Origin of the sequence: Pelagibacterium montanilacus (assembly GCF_003992665.1) — a bacterium.
In the GTDB taxonomy this organism is placed as follows: domain Bacteria; phylum Pseudomonadota; class Alphaproteobacteria; order Rhizobiales; family Devosiaceae; genus Pelagibacterium; species Pelagibacterium montanilacus.
Genome location: NZ_RZMX01000015.1, coordinates 86925 through 108555 on the forward strand (window position 1 = coordinate 86925; position 21631 = coordinate 108555).

The 21631-nt window shown below is 66.6% G+C and carries 25 protein-coding genes; 14 read left to right on the forward strand and 11 right to left on the reverse strand.

What is annotated here, in order from left to right; translation table 11 throughout:
- Positions 1–67 precede the first annotated feature (67 nt).
- Entirely contained in the window at positions 68–595 is a 528-nt protein-coding gene (hslV, locus tag EO136_RS07090; protein ID WP_127143770.1) for an ATP-dependent protease subunit HslV, read from the reverse strand.
- A gap of 146 nt (positions 596–741) precedes the next feature.
- On the opposite strand from hslV, the gene hisB reads away from it, so the two are divergent.
- The 7 genes from hisB to coaA all read left to right on the forward strand — a co-directional run bounded on the left by hisB (position 742) and on the right by coaA (position 5498).
- Positions 742–1329, forward strand: coding sequence for an imidazoleglycerol-phosphate dehydratase HisB (hisB, locus tag EO136_RS07095; protein WP_127143771.1), 588 nt, complete (start codon positions 742–744; stop codon positions 1327–1329).
- 167 nt (positions 1330–1496) lie between these two features.
- A complete protein-coding gene (locus EO136_RS07100; protein ID WP_127143772.1) occupies positions 1497–1865 on the forward strand; it encodes a DUF2628 domain-containing protein in 369 nt (122 codons plus the stop codon).
- Entirely contained in the window at positions 1862–2512 is a 651-nt protein-coding gene (gene hisH / locus EO136_RS07105) for an imidazole glycerol phosphate synthase subunit HisH (RefSeq protein ID WP_127143773.1), read from the forward strand. Before EO136_RS07100 ends, hisH begins: the two co-directional genes overlap by 4 nt.
- Positions 2509–3246, forward strand: a complete 738-nt coding sequence (gene hisA / locus EO136_RS07110; protein WP_127143774.1) for a 1-(5-phosphoribosyl)-5-[(5-phosphoribosylamino)methylideneamino]imidazole-4-carboxamide isomerase — start codon at positions 2509–2511, stop codon at positions 3244–3246. The genes hisH and hisA overlap by 4 nt, the downstream gene beginning before the upstream one ends.
- 115 nt (positions 3247–3361) lie before the next feature.
- Positions 3362–4135 (forward strand): imidazole glycerol phosphate synthase subunit HisF, encoded by a 774-nt coding sequence (hisF, locus tag EO136_RS07115; RefSeq protein ID WP_127143775.1) that lies wholly within the window; start codon positions 3362–3364, stop codon positions 4133–4135.
- A gap of 101 nt (positions 4136–4236) precedes the next feature.
- Entirely contained in the window at positions 4237–4545 is a 309-nt protein-coding gene (locus EO136_RS07120) for a phosphoribosyl-ATP diphosphatase (RefSeq protein ID WP_127143776.1), read from the forward strand.
- Positions 4545–5498 carry a type I pantothenate kinase gene (gene coaA / locus EO136_RS07125; protein ID WP_127143777.1) on the forward strand — a complete coding sequence of 318 codons (954 nt, stop codon included), beginning with the start codon at positions 4545–4547 and terminating at the stop codon, positions 5496–5498. Before EO136_RS07120 ends, coaA begins: the two co-directional genes overlap by 1 nt.
- A 12-nt stretch (positions 5499–5510) precedes the next feature.
- Here the strand turns inward: coaA and EO136_RS07130 are convergent, their stop codons facing one another.
- Together EO136_RS07130 and nth are read right to left on the reverse strand one after the other, a co-directional pair.
- On the reverse strand, positions 5511–6509 hold the full coding sequence (locus EO136_RS07130) for an adenosine kinase (RefSeq protein ID WP_127143778.1): 999 nt from the start codon (positions 6507–6509) through the stop codon (positions 5511–5513).
- Between the two features lie 94 nt (positions 6510–6603).
- Positions 6604–7275 carry an endonuclease III gene (gene nth, locus EO136_RS07135; RefSeq protein ID WP_127143779.1) on the reverse strand — a complete coding sequence of 224 codons (672 nt, stop codon included), beginning with the start codon at positions 7273–7275 and terminating at the stop codon, positions 6604–6606.
- A gap of 74 nt (positions 7276–7349) precedes the next feature.
- Here nth and EO136_RS07140 point away from each other — a divergent pair, with 74 nt between their 5' ends.
- Together EO136_RS07140 and EO136_RS07145 are read left to right on the forward strand one after the other, a co-directional pair.
- A complete protein-coding gene (locus EO136_RS07140) occupies positions 7350–7829 on the forward strand; it encodes a DUF2244 domain-containing protein (RefSeq protein ID WP_127143780.1) in 480 nt (159 codons plus the stop codon).
- Between the two features lie 170 nt (positions 7830–7999).
- Positions 8000–8890: a methylated-DNA--[protein]-cysteine S-methyltransferase gene (locus EO136_RS07145; RefSeq protein WP_246018285.1), complete on the forward strand. Its 891-nt coding sequence runs from the start codon at positions 8000–8002 to the stop codon at positions 8888–8890.
- Between the two features lie 18 nt (positions 8891–8908).
- Here EO136_RS07145 and EO136_RS07150 read toward each other — a convergent pair whose 3' ends face one another.
- The 5 genes from EO136_RS07150 to dnaJ form a co-directional block, all read right to left on the reverse strand.
- Positions 8909–9523 carry a 2,3-bisphosphoglycerate-dependent phosphoglycerate mutase gene (locus EO136_RS07150; protein WP_127143782.1) on the reverse strand — a complete coding sequence of 205 codons (615 nt, stop codon included), beginning with the start codon at positions 9521–9523 and terminating at the stop codon, positions 8909–8911.
- A 43-nt stretch (positions 9524–9566) separates the two neighbouring features.
- A complete protein-coding gene (gene dapB, locus EO136_RS07155; protein WP_127143783.1) occupies positions 9567–10382 on the reverse strand; it encodes a 4-hydroxy-tetrahydrodipicolinate reductase in 816 nt (271 codons plus the stop codon).
- 37 nt (positions 10383–10419) lie between these two features.
- Complete coding sequence (gene pyrF / locus EO136_RS07160; protein ID WP_127143784.1) at positions 10420–11118, reverse strand: orotidine-5'-phosphate decarboxylase; 699 nt, start codon at positions 11116–11118, stop codon at positions 10420–10422.
- A 76-nt stretch (positions 11119–11194) separates the two neighbouring features.
- Positions 11195–11746 (reverse strand): NADPH-dependent FMN reductase, encoded by a 552-nt coding sequence (locus EO136_RS07165; RefSeq protein ID WP_127143785.1) that lies wholly within the window; start codon positions 11744–11746, stop codon positions 11195–11197.
- A gap of 101 nt (positions 11747–11847) precedes the next feature.
- Positions 11848–12984, reverse strand: coding sequence for a molecular chaperone DnaJ (gene dnaJ, locus EO136_RS07170; protein WP_127143786.1), 1137 nt, complete (start codon positions 12982–12984; stop codon positions 11848–11850).
- Positions 12985–13329: 345 nt separating this feature from the next.
- Between dnaJ and EO136_RS07175 the strand changes: the two genes are divergently transcribed.
- Together EO136_RS07175 and EO136_RS07180 are read left to right on the forward strand one after the other, a co-directional pair.
- Positions 13330–14238 (forward strand): 2-dehydro-3-deoxygalactonokinase, encoded by a 909-nt coding sequence (locus EO136_RS07175; protein WP_127143787.1) that lies wholly within the window; start codon positions 13330–13332, stop codon positions 14236–14238.
- 4 nt (positions 14239–14242) lie between these two features.
- Positions 14243–14863: a 2-dehydro-3-deoxy-6-phosphogalactonate aldolase gene (locus tag EO136_RS07180; RefSeq protein WP_127143788.1), complete on the forward strand. Its 621-nt coding sequence runs from the start codon at positions 14243–14245 to the stop codon at positions 14861–14863.
- A 78-nt stretch (positions 14864–14941) separates the two neighbouring features.
- Here EO136_RS07180 and dnaK read toward each other — a convergent pair whose 3' ends face one another.
- The 3 genes from dnaK to hrcA all read right to left on the reverse strand — a co-directional run bounded on the left by dnaK (position 14942) and on the right by hrcA (position 18976).
- Positions 14942–16861, reverse strand: a complete 1920-nt coding sequence (gene dnaK, locus EO136_RS07185; protein ID WP_127143789.1) for a molecular chaperone DnaK — start codon at positions 16859–16861, stop codon at positions 14942–14944.
- 246 nt (positions 16862–17107) lie between these two features.
- Positions 17108–17770, reverse strand: a complete 663-nt coding sequence (grpE, locus tag EO136_RS07190) for a nucleotide exchange factor GrpE (RefSeq protein ID WP_127143790.1) — start codon at positions 17768–17770, stop codon at positions 17108–17110.
- A 120-nt stretch (positions 17771–17890) separates the two neighbouring features.
- Complete coding sequence (gene hrcA / locus EO136_RS07195; RefSeq protein ID WP_127143791.1) at positions 17891–18976, reverse strand: heat-inducible transcriptional repressor HrcA; 1086 nt, start codon at positions 18974–18976, stop codon at positions 17891–17893.
- A 145-nt stretch (positions 18977–19121) separates the two neighbouring features.
- Here hrcA and rph point away from each other — a divergent pair, with 145 nt between their 5' ends.
- Genes rph through hemW form a run of 3 tightly spaced genes read left to right on the forward strand, consistent with a single transcriptional unit; the run spans position 19122 to position 21627 of the window.
- Complete coding sequence (rph, locus tag EO136_RS07200; RefSeq protein ID WP_127143822.1) at positions 19122–19841, forward strand: ribonuclease PH; 720 nt, start codon at positions 19122–19124, stop codon at positions 19839–19841.
- Positions 19838–20479: an RdgB/HAM1 family non-canonical purine NTP pyrophosphatase gene (gene rdgB / locus EO136_RS07205; RefSeq protein WP_127143792.1), complete on the forward strand. Its 642-nt coding sequence runs from the start codon at positions 19838–19840 to the stop codon at positions 20477–20479. The genes rph and rdgB overlap by 4 nt, the downstream gene beginning before the upstream one ends.
- Positions 20476–21627, forward strand: a complete 1152-nt coding sequence (hemW, locus tag EO136_RS07210; protein WP_127143793.1) for a radical SAM family heme chaperone HemW — start codon at positions 20476–20478, stop codon at positions 21625–21627. The genes rdgB and hemW overlap by 4 nt, the downstream gene beginning before the upstream one ends.
- Positions 21628–21631 lie beyond the last annotated feature (4 nt).

The window sequence follows — 21631 nt, forward strand, 5'->3', positions numbered from 1 at the left end:
GCACTCGCATTTCGTAAAGATGCGGAAAAGGGGCGAAAGCGGGGCTCGCTCGGGCTTCCGGCTCGCGTCAGCGCGCAGCCTCGAGGCTTTCGATGGTGAAATCGGAATTGGTGTAAACGCAGATGTCGGCGGCGATCGCCATGGCCCGGCGCGCCATCTCCTCGGCGTCCTTGCCGCTGTCGGTGAGCGCGCGCGCCGCCGCCAGCGCGTAATTGCCGCCCGAGCCGATCGCGGCGATCCCGTCCTCGGGCGAGAGCACGTCGCCCGTGCCCGTCAGGATCAGCGTTTCCGAAGCGTCCGCCACGATCATCATCGCCTCGAGCCGGCGCAGATAGCGGTCGGTGCGCCAGTCCTTGGCCAGCTCCACGCAGGCGCGCATCAACTGGCCGGGATATTGCTCGAGCTTGGCCTCGAGGCGCTCCGAAAGCGTGAAGGCATCGGCGGTCGCTCCGGCAAAGCCGGTGAGCACCGTGCCCCCGGCGAGCTTTCGCACCTTGCGCGCGCTGTGCTTGATCACCGTCTGGCCGAGGGAAACCTGACCGTCGCCCGCGACCACAACCTTGCCGCCGCTGCGCACCGAAACCACTGTCGTCATGAGGCAAACGCTCTCTGTTGAATGGGACGAAGCCCTTATTTAGGCGCCCGCGCCCCGATTGCAACGCACCGGCCCGCCAGAACCCTTCCCGCCCGCACTCCAAGCTGGTAGAGCACTACGGCTTAGACGACGATGAGGACCCGATCATGCGCCAGGCCGCACTCGAGCGCAAAACGGCTGAAACCGCGATTTCCGTGTCCCTTGATCTCGAGGGGACCGGCAAGCGCGACATCGCGACCGGGGTTGGCTTTTTCGACCACATGCTCGACCAGCTCGCCCGCCATTCCATGATCGATATCACCGTGCGCGCGACGGGCGACACCCATATCGACGACCACCACACGGTCGAGGACACCGGCATCGCGCTGGGCCAGGCCCTCCGCGAGGCCCTGGGCGACAAGGCGGGCATCACGCGCTACGGCTCGGCCTATCTACCCATGGACGATACCCTGAGCCGGGTCGCCCTCGACATCTCGGGCCGCCCCTTCCTCGTTTTCGAGGCCGATTTCGGGGTCGAAAAGATCGGCAGCTTCGATACCCAGCTCGTGCGCGAATTCTTCCAGGCCTTCGCCTTCAACGCCGGCATTACGCTCCATGCCCACTGCCTTTACGGCGCGAACGCCCATCACATCGCCGAGAGCCTTTTCAAGGCGCTCGCCCGCGCCCTGCGCGAGGCGATCGCCGAGGACCCCCGCGCCGGCAGCGCGATCCCCTCGACCAAGGGCGTGCTCTAGGGTGTTTCGAGGAAAAGTGGAAACACTTTCCGGTTCGGAAACGCGATAAATCAGAGTCTTAGCGCGCCAGTTCTGATTCAGTCAGGATAAGATGCGCTCTAGCCCTCGCGCCGACACGCGAACGGGCACCTTCCCATTGCGCCCCGGTTTGGTCTAAAGGAACGGCCATGACCCTTTACACCCTCCATACCCGGCCCGAGGACGGCCCCGAGGCCATCGCCGCGGTGCCCGAGCGGTTCATCTGGTCGGCGTTTCTCTTCACGCCCCTCTGGGCGCTCTGGAAGGGCGCTCTGCTGTTTCTCGCGCTCTGGGCCGTGGTCACCCTCGCACTCTTTGCTGCATCCGGCTCGCTCGGCCCCGAAACGGCCATAGGGCTTTACGGCGTCTTCGCGCTCTGGAGCGGGTTCGCCGCCCCCGCCATCGTTCAGTCCCGGCTCACGCGCGCCGGCTGGATCGACCATGGCGGGCTCGTCGCGTCCGCCCCCGATCTCGCGGTCGACCGGTTCCTCGCCCAGCGCTACGGACCCCGCTCATGACCCGGACCATCGCCATCATCGATTATGGGGCGGGCAATCTGCGCTCCGCCGCCAAGGCTTTCGCCCGCGCCGCGCAGGGCACCGATATCGAAATCCTCGTCACCGCAGACGCAGGCGCGGTGGCCAAAGCCGAGCGCATCGTCCTGCCCGGGGTCGGCGCCTTTGCCGATTGCATGGCCGGGCTCGCTGCGGTCCCGGCGATGGTCGAAACCCTCCACGAGCGGGTCATCGAGAAGGGCACGCCCTTTTTCGGCATCTGCGTGGGCATGCAATTGCTGGCCTCCCTGGGCCGGGAAAAGGCCGAGACGCAAGGGCTGGGCTGGATCGCAGGCGCGGTCGAAAAGATCGCCCCGGCCGATTCGAGCCTCAAGGTCCCGCATATGGGCTGGAACACGCTCGCGCCCACGCGCACCCATCCGCTCTTTGAGGGCATCGCGATGGGGGAAGACGGGCTGCACGCCTATTTCGTCCATTCCTATCATTTCGTCGCCAGCGACCCGCAAAGCGTTTTGGCCACCACCGATTATGGTGGGCCGGTCACCGCGGCGGTGGGCAAGGGCAACATCTTCGGCACCCAGTTTCACCCCGAAAAGAGCCAGGCGCTGGGCCTGGCGCTCATTTCCAACTTCCTGGACTGGCGCCCATGATCCTCTTTCCCGCAATCGATCTCAAGGACGGCCAGTGCGTGCGCCTCAGGCTCGGCGACATGGATCAGGCGACGGTGTTCAACGACAATCCCGCCGCCCAGGCCAGGGCCTTCGAGGATGAGGGATTCACCTATCTGCACGTGGTCGATCTCAACGGCGCCTTCGCCGGCGAGAGCGTCAACGGCGCGGCGGTCGAGGCGATTCTCGAGGCGGTGGATTTCCCCGTCCAGCTCGGGGGCGGCATCCGCACCCTCGCCCATATTGAGGCCTGGCTCGACAAGGGCCTCGCCCGGGTGATCCTGGGCACCGTGGCGGTGCGCGATCCCGATCTGGTCAAGGCCGCCTGCTCCGCCTTTCCGGGCCAGATCGCGGTGGGGATCGACGCCCGGGGCGGCAAGGTCGCCGTCGAGGGCTGGGCCGAAACCTCCGAGCTCAGCGCCATCGAGCTCGCCAGGCGCTTCGAGGGCGCCGGCGTCGCGGCCATCATCTACACCGATATCGACCGGGACGGCGTGCTCGCCGGCATCAACTGGGCCTCCACGCTCGAGCTTGCGGCCGCCACCTCGATCCCCGTCATTGCCTCGGGCGGGCTCGCGGGCATGGACGACATTGCCCGCATGACCGCCCCCGATGCGCACATCCTCGAAGGCGCGATCTCGGGCCGCGCGCTCTATGACGGGCGGATTGATTCACGTGAAGCATTGGCGATGCTCAAAGGCGCGGGCGCCCGATGAGTCTCGAATCCCGCATCGTCCCGTGTCTCGACGTCAAGGACGGCTGCCGCGCGACGCCCGCAGCGGCGCAGCCGCGAGGACGCGCGAAACGCCAGCTCAACGACGGGGCCGCCCTTTGACCCTCAAGACCCGCATCATCCCGTGCCTCGACGTCAAGGACGGCCGCGTCGTCAAGGGCGTCAATTTCGTCGATCTCATCGACGCCGGTGATCCGGTCGAGGCGGCCATTGCCTATGACGCGGCGGGGGCCGACGAATTGTGCTTTCTCGATATCGCCGCCTCCCATGAGGGCCGCGAGACGATTTTCGACGTGGTGGCCCGCACCGCCGAGCACTGCTTCATGCCCGTGACCGTGGGCGGTGGCGTGCGCTCCGTCGAGGACATCCGCAAGCTCCTGCTTTCGGGCGCCGACAAGGTCTCGATCAATTCCGCTGCCGTGGCCGATCCCGATTTCGTTGCCCGCGCCGCCGACAAGTTCGGCGACCAGTGCATCGTGGTCTCGGTCGATGCCAAGCGCGTCGGCGAAGGGTCCGAGCCGCGCTGGGAAATCTTCACCCATGGGGGCCGCCGCGCCACCGGCATCGACGCGGTGGATTTCGCGCGCGGTGCGGTGGCGCGCGGTGCGGGCGAATTGCTCGTTACCTCCATGGACCGCGACGGCACCAGGATCGGGTTCGATCTTGAGCTCACCCGCACCATCGCCGACAGTGTCGATGTTCCCATCATCGCCTCGGGCGGGGTCGGCACGCTCGACCATCTGGTCGATGGGGTGGTGGCCGGTCATGCCAGCGCCGTGCTCGCCGCCTCGATCTTTCATTTCGGCACCTTCACGATTGCCGAGGCTAAGGCCCATTTGGCGGGGGCCGGCATCCCCATGCGGCCCGCCTGACGCGCCGGCCCCCGTGCCCAACCCCAAAGTCGGACTTGATCGCCGCCCGGTTCACGGGCAAGTGAGGATGATCACGTTCGTGCGCCGGAGGAGCGCTGCCCATGACCCTCGATGAACTCGAACGCCGGCTCGCCGACCGCGCGGCCGCCGCACCCGACCAGTCCTATACAGCAAGCCTTTTGGCCAAAGGCACCGCCAAATGCGCCCAGAAGCTGGGCGAAGAAGCCGTCGAGACTGTGATCGCGGCCATGGCCGGGGACAGGCAGGGCGTCGTGTCCGAAAGCGCCGACCTCCTCTACCACCTTCTGGTTCTCTGGGCCGATCAGGGCGTCGCGCTCGGGGACGTCCTCGCCGAGCTCGACCGCCGGACGGCGCAGTCGGGTCACGCGGAAAAGGCCTCGCGCTCGTGATGGCCGGGTCCGGACCGCGCGATTACGCGCCCTATCTCACCTTCTCGATGGCCGAGTGGGCGCGCCTGCGCGCCGACGAGCCCATGACCCTCGAGGAAGCCGATATCGGCCGGCTGCGGGCGCTCAACGACCCGATCAGCCTTGCGGAAGCCGAAAGAGTCTATCTGCCCCTGACCCGGCTGCTCTCGTTCTATGTGGAGGCGGTCCAGTCCATCCACGCCGCGTCCTCGAAATTTCTCGGCCATAACGGGGCCAAGGTCCCCTTCGTCATCGGGGTCGCCGGTTCGGTCGCGGTGGGCAAGTCCACCACCGCGCGTATTCTCGCCGCCCTTTTGCGCCGCTGGCCGTCCTCGCCCCAGGTCGATCTCGTCACGACCGACGGGTTCCTCCATCCCAATGCCGTCCTGGAATCGCGCGGGCTCATGCAGCGCAAGGGCTTCCCCGAAAGTTATGACAGGTCCGCCTTCGTGGCGTTCCTGGCCGCGGTGAAATCGGGCAGCCCCAGGGTCACCGCGCCCACCTATTCCCACCTGGTCTATGATGTGGTGCCCGGCGCCCAGACCGTGGTGGAAAAGCCAGATATCCTGATCGTGGAGGGGCTCAACATCCTTCAGCCGGGCGATCTGCCGCGCACTGGCTCGCCCATCGTCTTCGCGTCAGATTTCATCGATTTCTCGATCTATATCGATGCGGACGAACAGGTGCTCGAAGAGTGGTATGTGGAGCGGTTCTTAAAACTCCGCCAGACCGCGTTCCGCGATCCCAAGAGCTTTTTCCGCCGCTTCTCGGAGCTGAGCGAGGCTCAGGCCATCGAGACGGCAACGGGCATCTGGCGCACCATCAACCTGCCCAATCTCCAGCGCAACATCCTGCCCACCCGCGGGCGGGCCGATCTGGTGCTCAAGAAAGGCGCCGACCACGCCATCCACGAGGTCGCGCTGCGCAAGGTCTGAGCCCCGCCCGCTCTAAACCGCGATTCCCTCGCCCCTGGCCAGTTCCTGGAGGTCTGCCACCGGGCGCGCGCCCACATGGGAGATGACCTCCGAGGCAGCAAGGCAACCGAGCTTCAAGGCCTCGGTCATGGACTGGCCGCGCGCATTGGCCAACAGGAAGCCCGAGGCAAAAAGATCGCCCGCGCCGGTCACGTCCGCCACAGTGTCCACCTTGAAGGCCGGCACCGAGACGATCTCCCCATTGGCGATCGCCATCGCCCCGCGCGCCCCCATGGTGATGGCGGCCACTTCGGCGTCCTGGGCGATCTGGCGCACCGCGCTGTCGAAATCGGCCTGGTAGAGCGCCTTGACCTCCTCGATATTGGCAAAGACGTAATCCATGGTCTGGGACCGGATCAGGTCGAGGAATTCGGTGCGGTAGCGGTTGACGCAAAAGGGGTCCGAAAGCGTGATCGCGGCAGCGCGCTCGGCCTTGTGGGCGTAATGGGCGGCTTTCACGAACGCCTTTTTGGCTTCCGTGGGATCCCACAGATACCCCTCCATATAGGTGATCGCTGCGGCCGCGATGGTCTCTTCGACGATATCGTCCTCGCTGAGCTCTTGGCAGGCGCCCAGATAGGTGTTCATCGTGCGTTCGCTGTCGTCGGTCAGAAAGATCATCGAGCGCGCCGTGGCCGGGCCGTCCTCGAGATATCCGGTTTCATAAAAAATCCCGGCCTTTTCCAGATCCCTGGCAAAAGTGACGCCCAGATGGTCATTGGCGACCTTGCCCACGAACGCCGTCCGGCCGCCCAGCGCCGCGACCCCCGCCGCCGTATTGGCCGCCGACCCGCCCGAAATCATCGCCTTGGAGCTGGGCATCTTCTCGTAAAGCTCGGCGGAGCGTTCGGCATCGACCAGGTGCATGATCGATTTGGTCATGCCCTCGCGCACGAGAAAGTCGTCGTCGATCTGGGCGATGACGTCGACGATGGCATTGCCGATCGTTAGGACGTCGAAACGTGTGGTCATCGGCGCTGTTTCCCGAACTGAGGATGAGCCTGGGTTCAGCGTTCCGCTTACGCCATGGCGCGCCGGGGCGCAACCGGTCGGGCCCGCCCCGGGGTCAGGATGCGGTGGTCTTGGCGCTGTAGCGGCACCATTGGGCAATGACGCAGGAGGGGCAATCGGGCTTGCGCGCCTTGCACACATAGCGCCCGTGCAGGATCAGCCAGTGGTGGGCGTGCAGGAGATAGCGCGCCGGAATCTTCTGTTCCAGGCCCTTTTCCACCGCCAGCGGGGTGGTGCCCGGCGCGAGCCCGGTGCGGTTGGACACCCGGAAGAGATGAGTATCGACCGCGATCGCCGGCTGGCCGAATCCGATATTGAGCACCACATTGGCGGTCTTGCGCCCCACCCCGGGCAGCGCCTCGAGCGCCTCCCGGCTGTCGGGGACCTGTCCGGCATGCTCGGCGATCAGCTTCTCGCTCAGGGCCAGCACGTTTCTGGCCTTGTTGCGGTAAAGCCCGATGGTGCGGATGTGATCGGTGATCGCTTCGAGCCCCAGCGCCACCATCTTGTCGGGCGTGTCGGCGATTGCAAAAAGCCCCTTGGTGGCCTTGTTGACCCCCACATCGGTCGCCTGCGCGCTCAAAACCACCGCCACCAGAAGGGTGAAGAGATTGACATAGTCCAGCTCGCCCTCCGGGTGCGGATTGGCGGCCTCGAAAGCCGAAAAGATCGCCTCGATATCGGCCCTGGGGAGCGAGCGGGGGGTTCGGGTGCGCGGTGCGGCCATTGTGTGTATTGATTTCTGCCGTTTTCATCCTTCTAGATGGTCGCCAGCCACAAGACAAACGGTTGCGCTTGCCGATGATGCCGGTTTCCCCCGCCGCCCCCATCTATGCCGTCACCCTCTCCCCCCACCGGGCGCTGGACCGGGCCGGCATGCATCGGGTCATCGCGTTCACGGCCCTTCTGGCGCTGGTGCCCGGCCTCGTCTTTTTTTCCATGGGCGCATGGCCGGTGGTGGGGTTCCTCGGGCTCGAGGTGCTCCTGCTCTACTGGGCCATGAGCCATTCGCTCAACGAGGTCCATGCCTTCGAGGAAGTGGTCCTGCATCGGCACAGCCTCGAGCTGCGCTCGGTGAGTGCCAGGGGCAAGGAAAAGCGCCTCCGGTTCAACCCCTTCTTCGTCCGCTTTTCAACCGAGCGCGACGATGAGGGCCGGATCACGGCCCTGCGGCTGGCCTCGCGCGAGGGAGCCCTTGAAATCGGCGCCTTTCTCGGACCCGACGACAAGGCGCTCTTTGCCCGCGAGTTCGGGCCTGCTCTGCACCGGGCGCGGTCCTAGCGTGTTTCCAGGAAAAGTGGAAACACTTTTCCGGTTCGGAAACGCGCCACATCAAAGACTTGGAGCGCCAGTTCTGATTCAATCAGAACTGGATATGCTCAAGCGCAGCGGTCCGTCAAAACCGGGTCGCCTCCTCGCGCGCTCCGTCCTAGGATGGCCCCATGAGCACGATCAACGCCCCCTCCCCGATCGACACCGATCTCGCCCCCGTCCCGCCGGCCGAGGCCGATTATGCGGTCATTTCCCGGACCATCGACTATCTCTCGAGCCATCCGGCCGACACCCAGGATTTCGGCCATCTCGCCCGGACCCTGGGGCTGAGCGAGCGGGCGCTGGTCGAGATCTTCCGGCGCTGGTGCGGGCTCACCCCCAAGACCTTCGCCCAGGCCGTGGCGCTCGACCACGCCCGCAGGCTGCTGCGCGAGAACGCTTCGGTGCTCGACACCACCTTCGAGGTCGGACTGTCCGCGCCCTCGCGCCTTCACGATCTCTTCGTTACCTATGACGCGGTCCCCCCCGGCATCTACCGGGCGCGCGGGGAAGGGCTCGACATGGTCTGGGGCTTTGCGCCCTCGCCCTTCGGCACTGCCGTGCTGGTCATGACCCGGTACGGGCTGGCGGGCCTCGCCTTTGCCGACCAGGGAGGCGAGGAGGCCGCGTTCGAGGATCTCGCACGCCGCTGGCCCAATGCCGGGTACCGTCGCGATGACGCGGCAGTGGCCGAGACCGCACGGCGGATCTTTGATCCCGGCCGCTGGGCGCCCGAGCAGCCCGTGCGGCTGGTGATGATCGGCAGCCAGTTCGAGATCAAGGTCTGGGAGACGCTTTTGCGCATCCCCGCCGGCACTGCGGCAAGTTACGGCGCGCTGGCCCGGGCGGTGGGGCGACCCACCGCGGCCCGGGCCGTGGGGCGCGCCGTGGGGCGCAACCCGATTTCCTTTGTGGTCCCCTGCCACCGCGTGGTGGGCGCAGCCGGTGCGCTCACCGGCTATCACTGGGGCATCGTGCGCAAGCGCGCCATTCTGGGCTGGGAAGCCGGGCTGGTCGCCGGACCCGGCTGAGCCCGGCGCCGCGCGGCCTCAGAGCGCCTCGGTGGCCACCCGCGCTCCCGCCGCGTCGATCACGTAGACGATGGGGTCGCCCGTCGCGATCTCGCGGGCGAGGATCTCGTCTTCTCCCAGCCCTTCGAGCACCATCACCAGCGCGCGCAGCGAATTGCCGTGGGCAACCACCAGCACCGTCTCGCCGGCCTTCACGCGTGGCAGGATCTCGGCCTCGTAGTAGGGCAGCACCCGCGCCGCGGTGTCTTTCAGGCTCTCCCCGCCCGGCGGCGGCGTGTCATAGGACCGGCGCCAGATATGGACCTGCTCATCGCCCCATTTCTCGCGGGCGTCGTCCTTGTTGAGCCCGGAGAGATCGCCATAGTCGCGCTCGTTGAGCGCCTGATTGCGCACGATCGTGAGGTTGTCGATCCCCATTTCCTCGACCATAAGGTCCAGCGTCCGCTGGGCGCGGGTGAGCGCGGAGGTGTAATAGGCATCGGGTACGATCGCGCGCGCTTTCAGCGCCTTGCCCGCCTTGCGCGCTTCCTCGATGCCGACCTCTGTCAGCCCCGGATCGCGCCAGCCGGTGAAAAGGTTCTTGAGGTTCCATTCGCTCTGGCCGTGGCGAACGAGGATGAGGGTTCCGGTCATGGTCGCTCCTTGAGGTGGCAGGTTTCGTGCGCCAGCTTGGCGTTCAATCCTTGAGACCGAGCACGTCGGTCATGTCGTAAAGGCCCGGGCCCTGGGTCCCGGCCCAGAGTGCCGCGCGCACCGCGCCCTGCGCAAAGAGCTGCCGGTCCTGGGCCGCATGGCCGAGCGTGATGCGCTCTGTCCCGCTCGCAAGGATCACCGAGTGATCCCCGATCACCCCGCCCCCGCGCAATGTGGCAAAGCCGATATCCCCGCTCCGGCGCGGCCCGGTATGGCCCTCGCGCGCATAAACGGCGACGTCGGACAGATCCACCCCGCGCCCTTGTGCGGCAGCCTCTCCCAGCATCAGCGCCGTGCCCGAGGGCGCGTCGACCTTGTGCCGGTGGTGCATTTCGAGCACCTCGATGTCGAACTCCTCGCCCAGCGCGGCCGACGCCTTGCGCACCAGCGCGGCGAGAAGATTGACCCCGAGGCTCATATTGCCCGATTTCACGATCCGCGCGCCCGCTTCCCCCGCCGCCGCGATCGCCAGATCGTCGTCTGAAGAACAGCCCGTCGTGCCGATGACGAGCGCCATCCCTTTCTCGGCGGCCTGCCGCGCCAGCGCCACCGAGGCGGCGGGCGCGGTGAAATCGATCACTGCATCGGCAAGAGAGAGCGCCGCTTCGATATCCTCGCTGATCGCGATGCCGGCCGGCTCGAGCCCGGCATGGGTGCCCGCATCCCGCCCGATGGCCGGGGCGCCCGAGCGGTCGAACGCGGCCACCAGTTCGCAGGCGGGGTTCTCGAGGACCGCGCGGATATTGGCGGCGCCCATGCGTCCACCCGCTCCCGCGATCGCGATTTTGAGCCCGGTCATGTGCTGGCTGCTCCTGATCTTGGTGTCGTGTCTGGCTCTACCCCCGGGGCGCCCCGATGGCAATCTCGGCGAGAATGCCCAGCGCCGCGGCCCTGGGGTCGGGCGCGGCGATGATCGGGCGGGCGACCACCAGATGGCTGGCGCCTGCGGCGCTGGCCTGGGCCGGCGTCATGATGCGTTTCTGGTCACCCTTCTCGGCCCCTGTGGGCCGGATTCCGGGGGTCACCACGGCGCCCTCGGGGCCTAGAATTTCACGCGCGGCAGAGGCCTCGAAGGGCGAAGCGACGACGCCCCCGATGCCCGCCTGGCGCGCCTGCTCGATCCGCAGCGCTACCAGCTCCCCCAGCGCCATGCCATAGCCCGCCGCCTCGAGGTCGTCCTGATCCATTGAGGTCAGGACGGTTACCCCCAGAACGCAGAGGTCCGAGCCCGCTGCTGCCCGCGCCGCGGCGCGCATGGTGCGCGGATAGGCGTGCACGGTCAGCATCTGCGCGCCGGTCTCGGCAAATGCCGCAACGCCCTTTTCCACCGTATTGTCGATGTCGTGGAGCTTGAGGTCGAAAAACACCCGCTTGCCCGCCGCGATCAGGGCCCGCCCCAGCGCCAGGCCCTCGCCGCCATAAACGAGCTGGTAGCCGATCTTGAAGAAATCGGCGGTGCCCTCGAGCGCCTCGACCAGCGCTTCGGCTTGCTGGCGTGTGGAAACGTCGAGACCGACGATCAGCTCTGCGGCCATGTCCGGACGGCCCCCCTTGTTGGCATGGGCCTCCCGATTGCCACGAATCGGGGTGACGCGCAATCGGCGCGCCCCCTCAGAGCGGCCGGCGGGAAAGCTCGGTAAAGTCGCGAATCATCTGATCGATCTTGGTGTTGACCGAGGTCTCGGTGAACCCGCCATCTTGCGCGAACGCTTCGCTCGCCGGCCCGATGCCCAAAAGCATCGGCGAGACCACGGCCCCGAGTTTGGAGAGCGAATCGCGCAGATGCGAAAGCGCCCAGATCGCCCCGTATTTGCCGGTGCTGACCCCGCCGATCCCGAAAATCGCATGCCGGAAGGGCGACGGCTTTTGCCGGCTGAGCCAGGCGATGGTGTTCACCGTCAGGGGCGGAAGCCCGCCATTGTATTCGGGCGTGGCGATAAAGATTCCGTCATGGCTGCGAAAGAGCTCGGCCAGCCGGGCCGCCGCCTCGGGCACCGAATCGGGCTCGAGGTCCTGGTCAAAGAGCGCCATGGGATAGTCGGCGAGCGAGATTTCGGTCACCTCCAGCCCCGCGTCGCGCAGCCGCTCGCCCATATGGACCTGGAGCTTTCGGTTGATCGAGTCCCTTCGGGTCGATCCCGAAAGCGTCAAAACCCGCGTCATCTGTCTGGCCCCCTGCCCTTTTGGTTCCGCCGTCCGGTTCGCACCGATATCTGGTGCTTACGGCTGGCAGGGGCGATCGGATCGCCGCGCGCTGCGGTCGGTCAGCCGGCCCCGAACATGGTCTTGATGCGGTCAAAGAACCCGTGCGACGTGGGCGACGTGCCCGAATCGGAAAGCCTTGAGAATTCTTCGAGCAATTCGCGCTGCCGCCGGGAAAGCTTCTGGGGCGTCTCGACATCGAGCTGGACGTAAAGATCGCCCACCTGGGTGGCGCGCAGAACCGGCATGCCCTTGCCCTTGAGACGCACGCGCTGGCCCGGCTGGGTGCCTTCACCCACCTTGACCTTGGCCCGGGCGCCCTCGAGCGTGGGCACTTCGAACTCGCCCCCCAGAGCCGCGGTGATCATCGAGATGGGCACGCGCGCGAACAGATCCGCGCCGTCGCGCTGGAACAGCTCGTGGGGTTTGACCGAAACGAAGATGTAAAGGTCGCCCGTCGGCCCGCCGCGCAGGCCCGCTTCGCCTTCCCCGCCCAGCCGGATCCGAGTGCCATCCTCGATGCCCTTGGGCACGTCGACCGAAAGCGTGCGGCTCTTCTGCTTCCGGCCCTGCCCCTGGCAGTCCGTGCAGGGCTGGTCCATGGTCTCCCCGCGCCCGTGGCACTGGGGACAGGTCTGCTGGATGGTGAAGAACCCCTGCGCGGCGCGCACCTTGCCCTGCCCGCTGCACATACGGCAGGTGGAAAAGCCGGTCCCGGGCTTGGCGCCCGATCCGTCGCAGGTGTCGCAATGGACCAGCGTCGGCACGTCGATATCCACCGTCGTGCCGGTAAAGGCGTCCTCGAGCGTGATTTCGAGATTGTAGCGCAAATCCGAGCCGCGATGGCGGGCGTCGCGCTGGCGCTGGCGCGCTGCGCCGCCCATGAAATCGCCGAAAATGTCCTCGAAGATGTCGCTCATGGACGAGGAGAAATCCGCGCCGAATCCGTTCGCACCGGCCCCACCTCCGCCATTGGCGAACGCTGCGTGGCCGAACCGGTCGTAAGCCGCGCGCTTCTGGGGGTCCTTGAGCGTATCGTAAGCTTCGGAGATTTCCTTGAACTTGCTTTCCGCTTCGCTGTCGCCGGGATTGCGATCCGGGTGGAACTTCATGGCCAGCTTGCGGTAGGCGGATTTCAGAACCGCGCCGTCGCAGCCGCGTTCAACGCCCAGAACGGTGTAGTAATCGGCCTTGGACATTTAGCGCCTCCCTCGGTTCGGGGAGTGTCGAGGGGTCTGCGCTTGTGTCGCTTCACTCGTCATTGAACTGCCAGCTCGATCCGGTTGGTGATCGGTGAGGGTTTGGTCGTCTGGTCCGGCCGCCCCGCCGGTACGCCAGCGCCGCCTCGCACCGGGGGATGCGGTGCAGGGCGGCGCTGCTCCCTTATCTTGTGTTCCCCGCCCGCTTTTCAAGGGGTTTTTTCACCTTTGGGCTCACTGTGGGCGTCCAGATGGGCTGATTCACGTGAAACCCCGCCTGCTTGACAAGGCTCGCGCCCTGTCCCAGACCATGCCCAGTCTTTCCCGAGCCCGGATCGCCCTGCCATGCCTTTTGAGCCCGATTGGATCGCCGCGGACTGGGGCACCAGCCATTTGCGGGTGTATGGCATCGATGGCGCGGGCGCGGTGATGGCCGAGGCCGCCTCCGACCGGGGCATGGGCGTGCTCTCTACCGACCAGTTCGAGGCCGCGCTGCTCGATCTCGTCTCCCCCTGGCTCAGCCCCGATCGCACCATCGAAATCTATGCCTGCGGCATGGTCGGGGCGCGTCAGGGCTGGACCGAGGCGCCTTACGGTCCCGTCCCTGGCCATCCCATTGCCGCGCCCGGACCGGTGCGCGCGCCCACCACCGATTCCCGCATCGCGGTCCACATCGTGCCCGGCCTCGCCCAGGCCGCGCCTGCCGACGTCATGCGGGGGGAGGAAACCCAGATTGCGGGGCTCCTTGCCGCAGAACCGGGGTTCGACGGCGCGCTCTGCCTTCCGGGCACCCACAGCAAATGGGCGCGGCTCTCGGGCGGCACCATCGGGCGCTTCACCACCTTCATGACCGGGGAGCTCTTTGCGCTCCTCTCCCGCCAGTCGGTTCTGCGCCATTCCATGGCCGGCGAAGAGATCGATCCCGAGGCCTTCGCCTCCGGTTTCGGCGCCGGCTTTGCCGATCCCGGCCTGCTGACCGGACAGCTCTTCGGGTTGCGCGCGGCCAGCCTCTTGGAGGGCCTTGCGCCCGCCGCGGCCCGCGGCAGGCTCTCCGGGCTCCTGATCGGCGCCGAACTGGCTGCCGCACGGCCCTATTGGCAGGCCGGCGCGGTGGGGCTGATCGGGGAAACCGGGCTCGCCGCGCTTTACGCCCGGGGGCTCGAGCACGCCGGCATCGCCCCGCGCATCCTCGAGGCGCGAACCCTCACCCTTGCCGGGCTCGCCGCCGTCCGCGCCGCCTCTCAAAAGGACTGAAACCATGACCAGCCCCGCCGCCCGCAATCTCATTGCCATTCTGCGCGGGATCACCCCCGACGAGGCCATGCCCGTCACCGGGGCGCTTATCGAAGCGGGGATCACGGCCATCGAGGTGCCGCTCAACTCCCCCGACCCCCTCGCCTCGATCGCGGCCATGGCCGGCCGGTTCGGCGCCGACGCCCGGATCGGGGCCGGCACGGTCCTTGACGTTCAGGCGGTGGAGGATGTGGCGCGCGCCGGTGGCCGGCTGATCGTCTCGCCCAATTGCAATTCTGAAGTCATCGGCCACACCAAGGCGCTGGGCCTCGCCTCATGGCCCGGGGTCTTTACCGCCACCGAATGCTTTGCCGCGCTTTCCGCCGGCGCCGACGGGCTCAAGATCTTCCCCGCCTTCCAGATGGGCCCCGCCGGGCTCAAGGCCCTGCGCGCCGTCCTGCCCGCCGAGGCGCCGGTCTATGCGGTGGGTGGCGCCGGCGCGGAAAATTTCGACCAATGGATCAGGGCCGGAGCCAACGGGTTCGGCATCGGCACCGCGCTCTACACCCCTGGGCTCGACGTGGCGGAGGTCGCCCGCCGCGCCCGCGAGATCGTCACGGCCTATGACGCGGCCCTGGCCGGCTGACCCTTCGCCCTTCTGAAGCGCAAACGAAAAAGCCGCCCCGAAGGGCGGCTTTCTTTTTTATGCCGGTCAAAGGCCTTGTCAGGCCGATTTCTGGCTGTTGTCGTCGTCGTCCTTGACCTCTTCGAAGTCCGCGTCGACCACGTCCTCGTCCTTTGCGGCGTCGGACGCCGCATCGGCGCTGGCGGCCTCGTCCTGGCTGGCCTTGTACATGGCCTCGCCGAGCTTCATGGACGCCTGGGCCAGAACATTGGCCTTGTCCTTGATCGCCTCGGGATCGTCGCCCTCAAGCGCGGTCCTGGTGTCGACGATCGCAGCTTCGATCTCGGACTTGATTTCGGCCGAGACCTTGTCGCCGTGTTCGGCCAGCGATTTTTCGGTCGAATGCACGAGGCTTTCGGCCTGGTTTTTCGCTTCCACGGTCTCGCGGCGCTTCTTGTCGGCTTCGGCGTTGGACTCCGCGTCCTTGACCATCTGCTCGATATCGGCGTCAGAGAGCCCGCCCGAAGCCTGGATGCGGATCTGCTGCTCTTTGCCGGTGCCCTTGTCCTTGGCCGAGACATTGACGATACCGTTGGCGTCGATATCGAACGTCACCTCGACCTGGGGCACCCCGCGCGGCGCGGAAGGAATGCCAACGAGATCGAACTGGCCGAGCATCTTGTTGTCCGCCGCCATTTCGCGCTCACCCTGGAAGACCCGGATGGTCACGGCCGACTGGTTGTCTTCGGCGGTGGAGAACACCTGGCTCTTTTTGGTCGGGATCGTGGTGTTGCGGTCGATCAGGCGGGTAAAGACCCCGCCCAGCGTTTCGATGCCCAGCGACAGCGGGGTCACGTCCAGAAGCAGCACGTCCTTGACGTCGCCCTGAAGCACGCCCGCCTGGATCGCCGCGCCCAGCGCCACCACCTCGTCGGGATTGACGCCCTTGTGCGGCTCCTTGCCAAAGAAGGCTTTCACCTCCTCCTGGACCTTGGGCATCCGGGTCATGCCACCCACGAGGACGATCTCGTCGATCTCCCCGGCGCGCATGCCCGCATCCTTGAGCGCGGCCTTGAGCGGATCGATCGTGCGCTTGATCAGGTCTTCAACGAGCTGCTCGAACTTGGCCCGGGTCAGCTTGAGCTGCAGGTGCTTGGGTCCGGACTGGTCGGCGGTGATAAACGGCAGGTTCACCTCGGTCTGCGACGAGGAGGAGAGCTCGATCTTGGCCTTTTCGGCTGCTTCCTTGAGGCGCTGGAGCGCCAGCTTGTCGCCGCGCAGGTCGATCCCCTGCTCCTTTTTGAACTCGTCGGCCAGATAGTCGACCAGACGCATGTCGAAGTCTTCGCCGCCAAGGAAGGTGTCGCCATTGGTGGATTTGACCTCGAACACCCCGTCTCCGATCTCGAGGATCGAGATGTCGAAGGTGCCCCCGCCAAGGTCGTAGACCGCGATCGTGCCCGCTTCGCGCTTTTCCAGCCCATAGGCCAGAGCCGCGGCGGTGGGCTCGTTGATGATGCGCAGCACTTCAAGGCCCGCGATCTTGCCCGCGTCCTTGGTCGCCTGGCGCTGGCTGTCGTTGAAGTAGGCCGGAACCGTGATCACCGCCTGAGTGACCGGCTCGCCGAGATAGCTCTCGGCGGTTTCCTTCATCTTGCCCAGGATCATCGCCGAGACTTCCGAGGGAGAGGACTTCTTGCCCTCGACCTCGACCCAGGCGTCGCCATTGTCCGCCTTCACGATCTGGTAGGGCACGAGGCCCTTGTCCTTGGTGACCATGGGGTCTTCGTAGCGGCGCCCGATCAGGCGCTTGACGGCAAACAGCGTGCCTTCGGGATTGGTGACCGCCTGACGCTTGGCAGGCTGGCCCACCAGCCGCTCGCCATCGGAGGTGAACGCCACCATCGAGGGCGTGGTGCGCGCGCCTTCGGCGTTCTCGATCACTTTGGGAGTCTTGCCGTCCATGACGGCGACGCACGAATTGGTCGTGCCCAGGTCGATACCGATTACTTTACCCATTCATTGCCTCTTTCTCTGAGCGAACCCCTGGAATAGACCGGCCTTCTGGAGCGCCCGAAGATACGGCGTCGCGCCGTCCCGGCCGGCCGGGTCCCTCTAGGGGATGAATTTATCTGCCAAAAACTGGCGGTGTGCCCGTCACCGGGCTTGGCTGGCTATATAAGGAGGGGCCCGGGACCCTTCAAGCGCGCATCCATGGCGTCGCTCAAAAGATTTGCCTCTCCCCTCCTCACGCGGGGCCCGGCCTCAGGCCGATTTGTCCACCCCGTCAGTGTCCGAAGGATCGGCGTCGGGGGCAGGCCCGGGCTCGCCCGAGGGCGCCTGGCCGCGCTTGGGCCCGCCCTTGGCCACGCCCACCATCGCCGGGCGCAGAACGCGTTCGCCGATGGCATAGCCCGCCTGGACCACCTGCACCACCGTGCCCTCGGTCACCGAAGGATCGGGGACCTCGAACATCGCCTGATGGCGGTGGGGATCGAACTTCTCGCCCTGAGCCTCGATCGGCTTGACCCCGTGCTTGGTCAGGAGCCGCTGCATTTCGCGCTCGGTCATCTCGATTCCCTCGATCAGGGATTTGAGTGTGCCGTCCGCGTTCTCGCGCGCCTCCTCGGGCACCACCATCAGGGCCCGGGAAAGGTTGTCGGTGGCCACCAGCATGTCCCGGGCAAAGCCGGAAATCGCGTAGGTCCTGGTGTCGGCCACTTCCCGTTCCGAGCGCTTCCTGAGGTTTTCCATCTCGGCGACCGCGCGCAGCAGCCGGTCGCGCAATTCCGCGTTCTCGGCTTCGAGCACCTCGAGCGGGTCGAGGGCATCAACGCCTTCGGTCTCGTCGGCGTCCGCGCCCGTATCCGCGTCAAGCTCGGGCGATGCGGTCTCGTCTTGGGGTCTTGCTTTGTCGTCGCTGGTCATGGGGATCCGCGGTACTCTCTTTGCAAGTATGGAGGAAAGCTTGCACGCATATCGGCCAGCCCCGCGCCGAATTCAACCCTTTGAGCAGCGCCGGTCCGCTCAGGGACCGCGCGCTCCGGGCTAAAGGTCGCGCTTTCGCGAGATCAGCCGGCCCACCACATGGGCGGTATAGTCCACCACCGGCACGATGCGCGCATAGTTGAGCCGGGTCGGCCCGATCACCCCGAGCACGCCCACCACCTTGTCATTGGCGTCCTTGTAGGGGGAAAGCACCACCGATGAGCCAGAGAGCGAAAACAGCTTGTTCTCCGAGCCGATGAAGATGCGCACGCCCTGCGCGGTCTCGGCATCGGACAAAAGCTCGATCAGCCCTTTCTTGGTCTCGATCTCGTCGAAAAGCTGGCGCACCCGCGCCAGATCTTCGGACGCCATGGTGTCGTCGATCAGATTGGCGCGCCCGCGCACGATCAGGGTCGGCGCGCTGGTATGGGCGTCGCTCATCGAGGCCAGGCCCGAATCCACCAGCTTCTGGGCCAGCGCGTCCAGTTCGCGCCGCTGGCGTTCCGATTGCGCGGCAATCGAATCGCGCGCCTCGCGCAGGGTCTTGCCGGTGATATGATGGGCGAGGAAATTGGACGCCTGGGTAAGCGCCGAAGGGGTCAGCCCCGGCGGCAGGGCGATCACCCGGTTCTCCACCTGCCCGTCCTGGCCCACGAGGATCGCCATGGCCCGCTCCGGGTCGAGCCGGACGAATTCCACGTGCTTGAGCACCATGTCGGCCTTGGCGGCAATCACCATGCCCGCCCCGTGGCTCAGGCCCGAGAGCAGCGCGCTGGCCTCGTTGAGCACCGATTCCACGTCGTCGGACTGCGCCCCGGTGATGTTGCGGGCGATCTGGTCGCGTTCGGCCTCGTCCATGGCCCCGACCTCGAGCATGGCGTCGACGAAAAACCGCAGCCCGATCTGGGTGGGCGCGCGCCCCGCCGAGGTATAGGGCGCCGCGATCAGCCCAAGCTCCTCGAGATCGGCCATCACATTGCGCACCGAGGCCGGCGAGAGCGCCATGTCGGGCATGCGCGAGATCGCCCGGCTGCCCACGGGCTCGCCGGTTTCGATATAGCGCTCGACCAGCCGCCGGAAGATATCCTGGCTGCGCGTCGATAACGCCTCGAGAAAGGCCTGCGATGAGGATCCGGGTCCGCTCATGGGTATTCATTTAGGCCCATTGTGGCGGTCCGCCAAGGCCGGTGGCTGCGTCGGGCCGCTTGTTCGCGCAACGGTGAAAGGGTAAGAGGCTCACAAGGCCGCCATTGCGGCACCGGACAGCCAGAACAACCAGATGCGGGGTGACATGCGGCCGAGCGGACGTGCGAAAGACGAGATGCGGGCCGTGGCCCTTGAAATTGGGGTCGCGCCGCAGGCCGAGGGAAGCTGCATGGTCAGCTTCGGGCGCACCCGCGTGCTGTGCACCGCCAGCGTCGAAACCTCCCTGCCGCCCTGGCGCCGGGGCCAGGGGCTGGGCTGGGTCACCGCCGAGTACGGCATGCTGCCCCGCGCCACCTCCACCCGCACCCGCCGCGAGGCGACCGCCGGCAAGCAGTCCGGCCGTACCCAGGAAATCCAGCGCCTGATCGGGCGCTCGCTGCGCGCTGTGGTGGACATGGGCGCGCTGGGAGAAAACCAGATCACGCTCGATTGCGACGTCATCGAAGCCGATGGCGGCACCCGCACCGCCTCGATCACCGGCGCCTATGTGGCCATGGCCCAGGCGGTGGCGTGGATGAAGGCGCGCAATCTGTGCAAGGGCGATCCGCTGCGCGACCACGTCGCAGCGGTCAGCTGCGGCATCTATCGCGGCACCCCGGTGCTCGATCTCGACTATCTCGAGGATTCCGAGGCCGAGACCGACGCCAATTTCGTCCTGACCGGTTCGGGCAAATTCGTCGAGATCCAGGGCACCGCCGAGGGCGAGCCGTTCTCGGCCGACGAGCTCAACGCGCTGATGGGCCTCGCCCAGGCGGGCATCGCCGATCTGGTGACGTTGCAGAAACAGGTTCTGGAGGCGCAATGAGCGAGGGCTGGTACAGGCTGGCGCCCGGCACGCGGCTGGTGCTCGCCACCCACAACGCCGGAAAGCTCGACGAATTCCGCGACATGTTCGCGAGTTTTGCGCTCGACATCGTATCGGCGGGCGATCTTGGTCTCGACGAACCCGAGGAAACCGGCACGACCTTTGTCGAGAACGCCCGGATCAAGGCTCACGCCGCGGCACAGGCCACCGGCCAGATCGCGCTTTCCGATGATTCGGGGATCGCGGTCGATGCGCTCGATGGCGCGCCCGGGGTCTATACCGCCGACTGGGCCGGTGTGCCGCGCGACTTTTCCAGGGCCATGGAAAAGGTCGAGACCGCCCTGGGTGAAAAGGGCGCGCGAGAACCCGGCCAGCGCCGCGCCGCCTTCAACGCCGTGCTCTGCCTTGCCCATCCCGATGGGCGCGACATGATCTTTGAGGGCATCGCCCCGGGCACGCTGGTCTGGCCGCCCCGCGGCACCATGGGCCATGGCTATGATCCGATGTTTCTCCCCGATGGCCATGAGCGCACCTTCGGGGAGATGAGCGCCGCCGAAAAGCATTCCTGGGCACCGGGCCGGCAGGGTCTCTCCCACCGCGCGCGCGCCTTCGCGCTTTTTGCCGAGGCCGCGCTTTGAGCGCCAACACCGCCTTTGGTGTCTATGTGCACTGGCCGTTCTGCGCGGCCAAATGCCCCTATTGCGACTTCAATTCCCACGTCCATCGCGGACCGTTCGACGAGACCGATTTCACCGCCGCCTATCTGCGCGAAATCGAGACCACAGCGGCCATGGCGCCCGGGCGGCTGGTGGAATCGGTGTTTTTCGGCGGCGGCACGCCCTCGCTGATGGACCCGCGCTCGGTCGACCAGATCCTCTCGGCCATCGCCAAACACTGGCAGATCGCCGATGGCGCGGAAATCACGCTCGAGGCCAATCCCACTTCGGTGGAGGCCGACAGGTTCCGGGGCTATCGGGCCGCCGGGGTCAACCGGGTGTCGCTGGGCGTGCAGTCCCTGCGCCCCGAACCGCTCGCCCGGCTGGGCCGGCTCCATTCGGTGGGCGACGCCATCGCTGCCATCGGCACCGCCCAGAAGATCTTTCCGCGCTCGAGCTTTGACATGATCTATGCGCGCCCCCACCAGACCCTCGAGGAATGGGAGGACGAGCTCACCGACGCGCTGGCGCTTTCGGCCGGCCATCTCTCGCTCTACCAGCTCACCATCGAGCAGGGCACGCGTTACTATGACCTGTTTGCTGCCGGCAAGCTCAAGATGCCGACCGAGGACATGTCCGCCGACATGTTCGAGCTGACGCAAGAGATGACCGCCTCCTACGGCCTGCCGGCCTACGAGATTTCCAACCACGCCCGTCCGGGCCAGGAAAGCCGCCACAACCTCGTCTACTGGCGCTATGGGGAATATGCGGGCATCGGCCCGGGCGCCCATGGCCGGCTGATCGTTGGCGGCGCCCGCCACGCCACGGCTGCCGAACGCATGCCCTTTGCCTGGCGCGACAAGGTGATGGCCGAGGGGCACGGGCTGGTCATCGACGACACGCTGAGCTGGGACGAGGAAGGCGATGAATATCTCGTCATGGGCCTGCGCCTGCGCGAAGGCATCGACCCCTCCCGCTACCGCGCCCTCTCGCGCCGCGGCCTCGCCTCGCGCCAGATCGACCATCTGACCGAGATCGGCTTTATCGAGACCCTCCCCAACGGCCGGCTCCGGGTCACCGAAAAGGGCTGGCCGGTGCTCGACGCGGTGGTCGCCGACCTCGCGGCCTGATCCG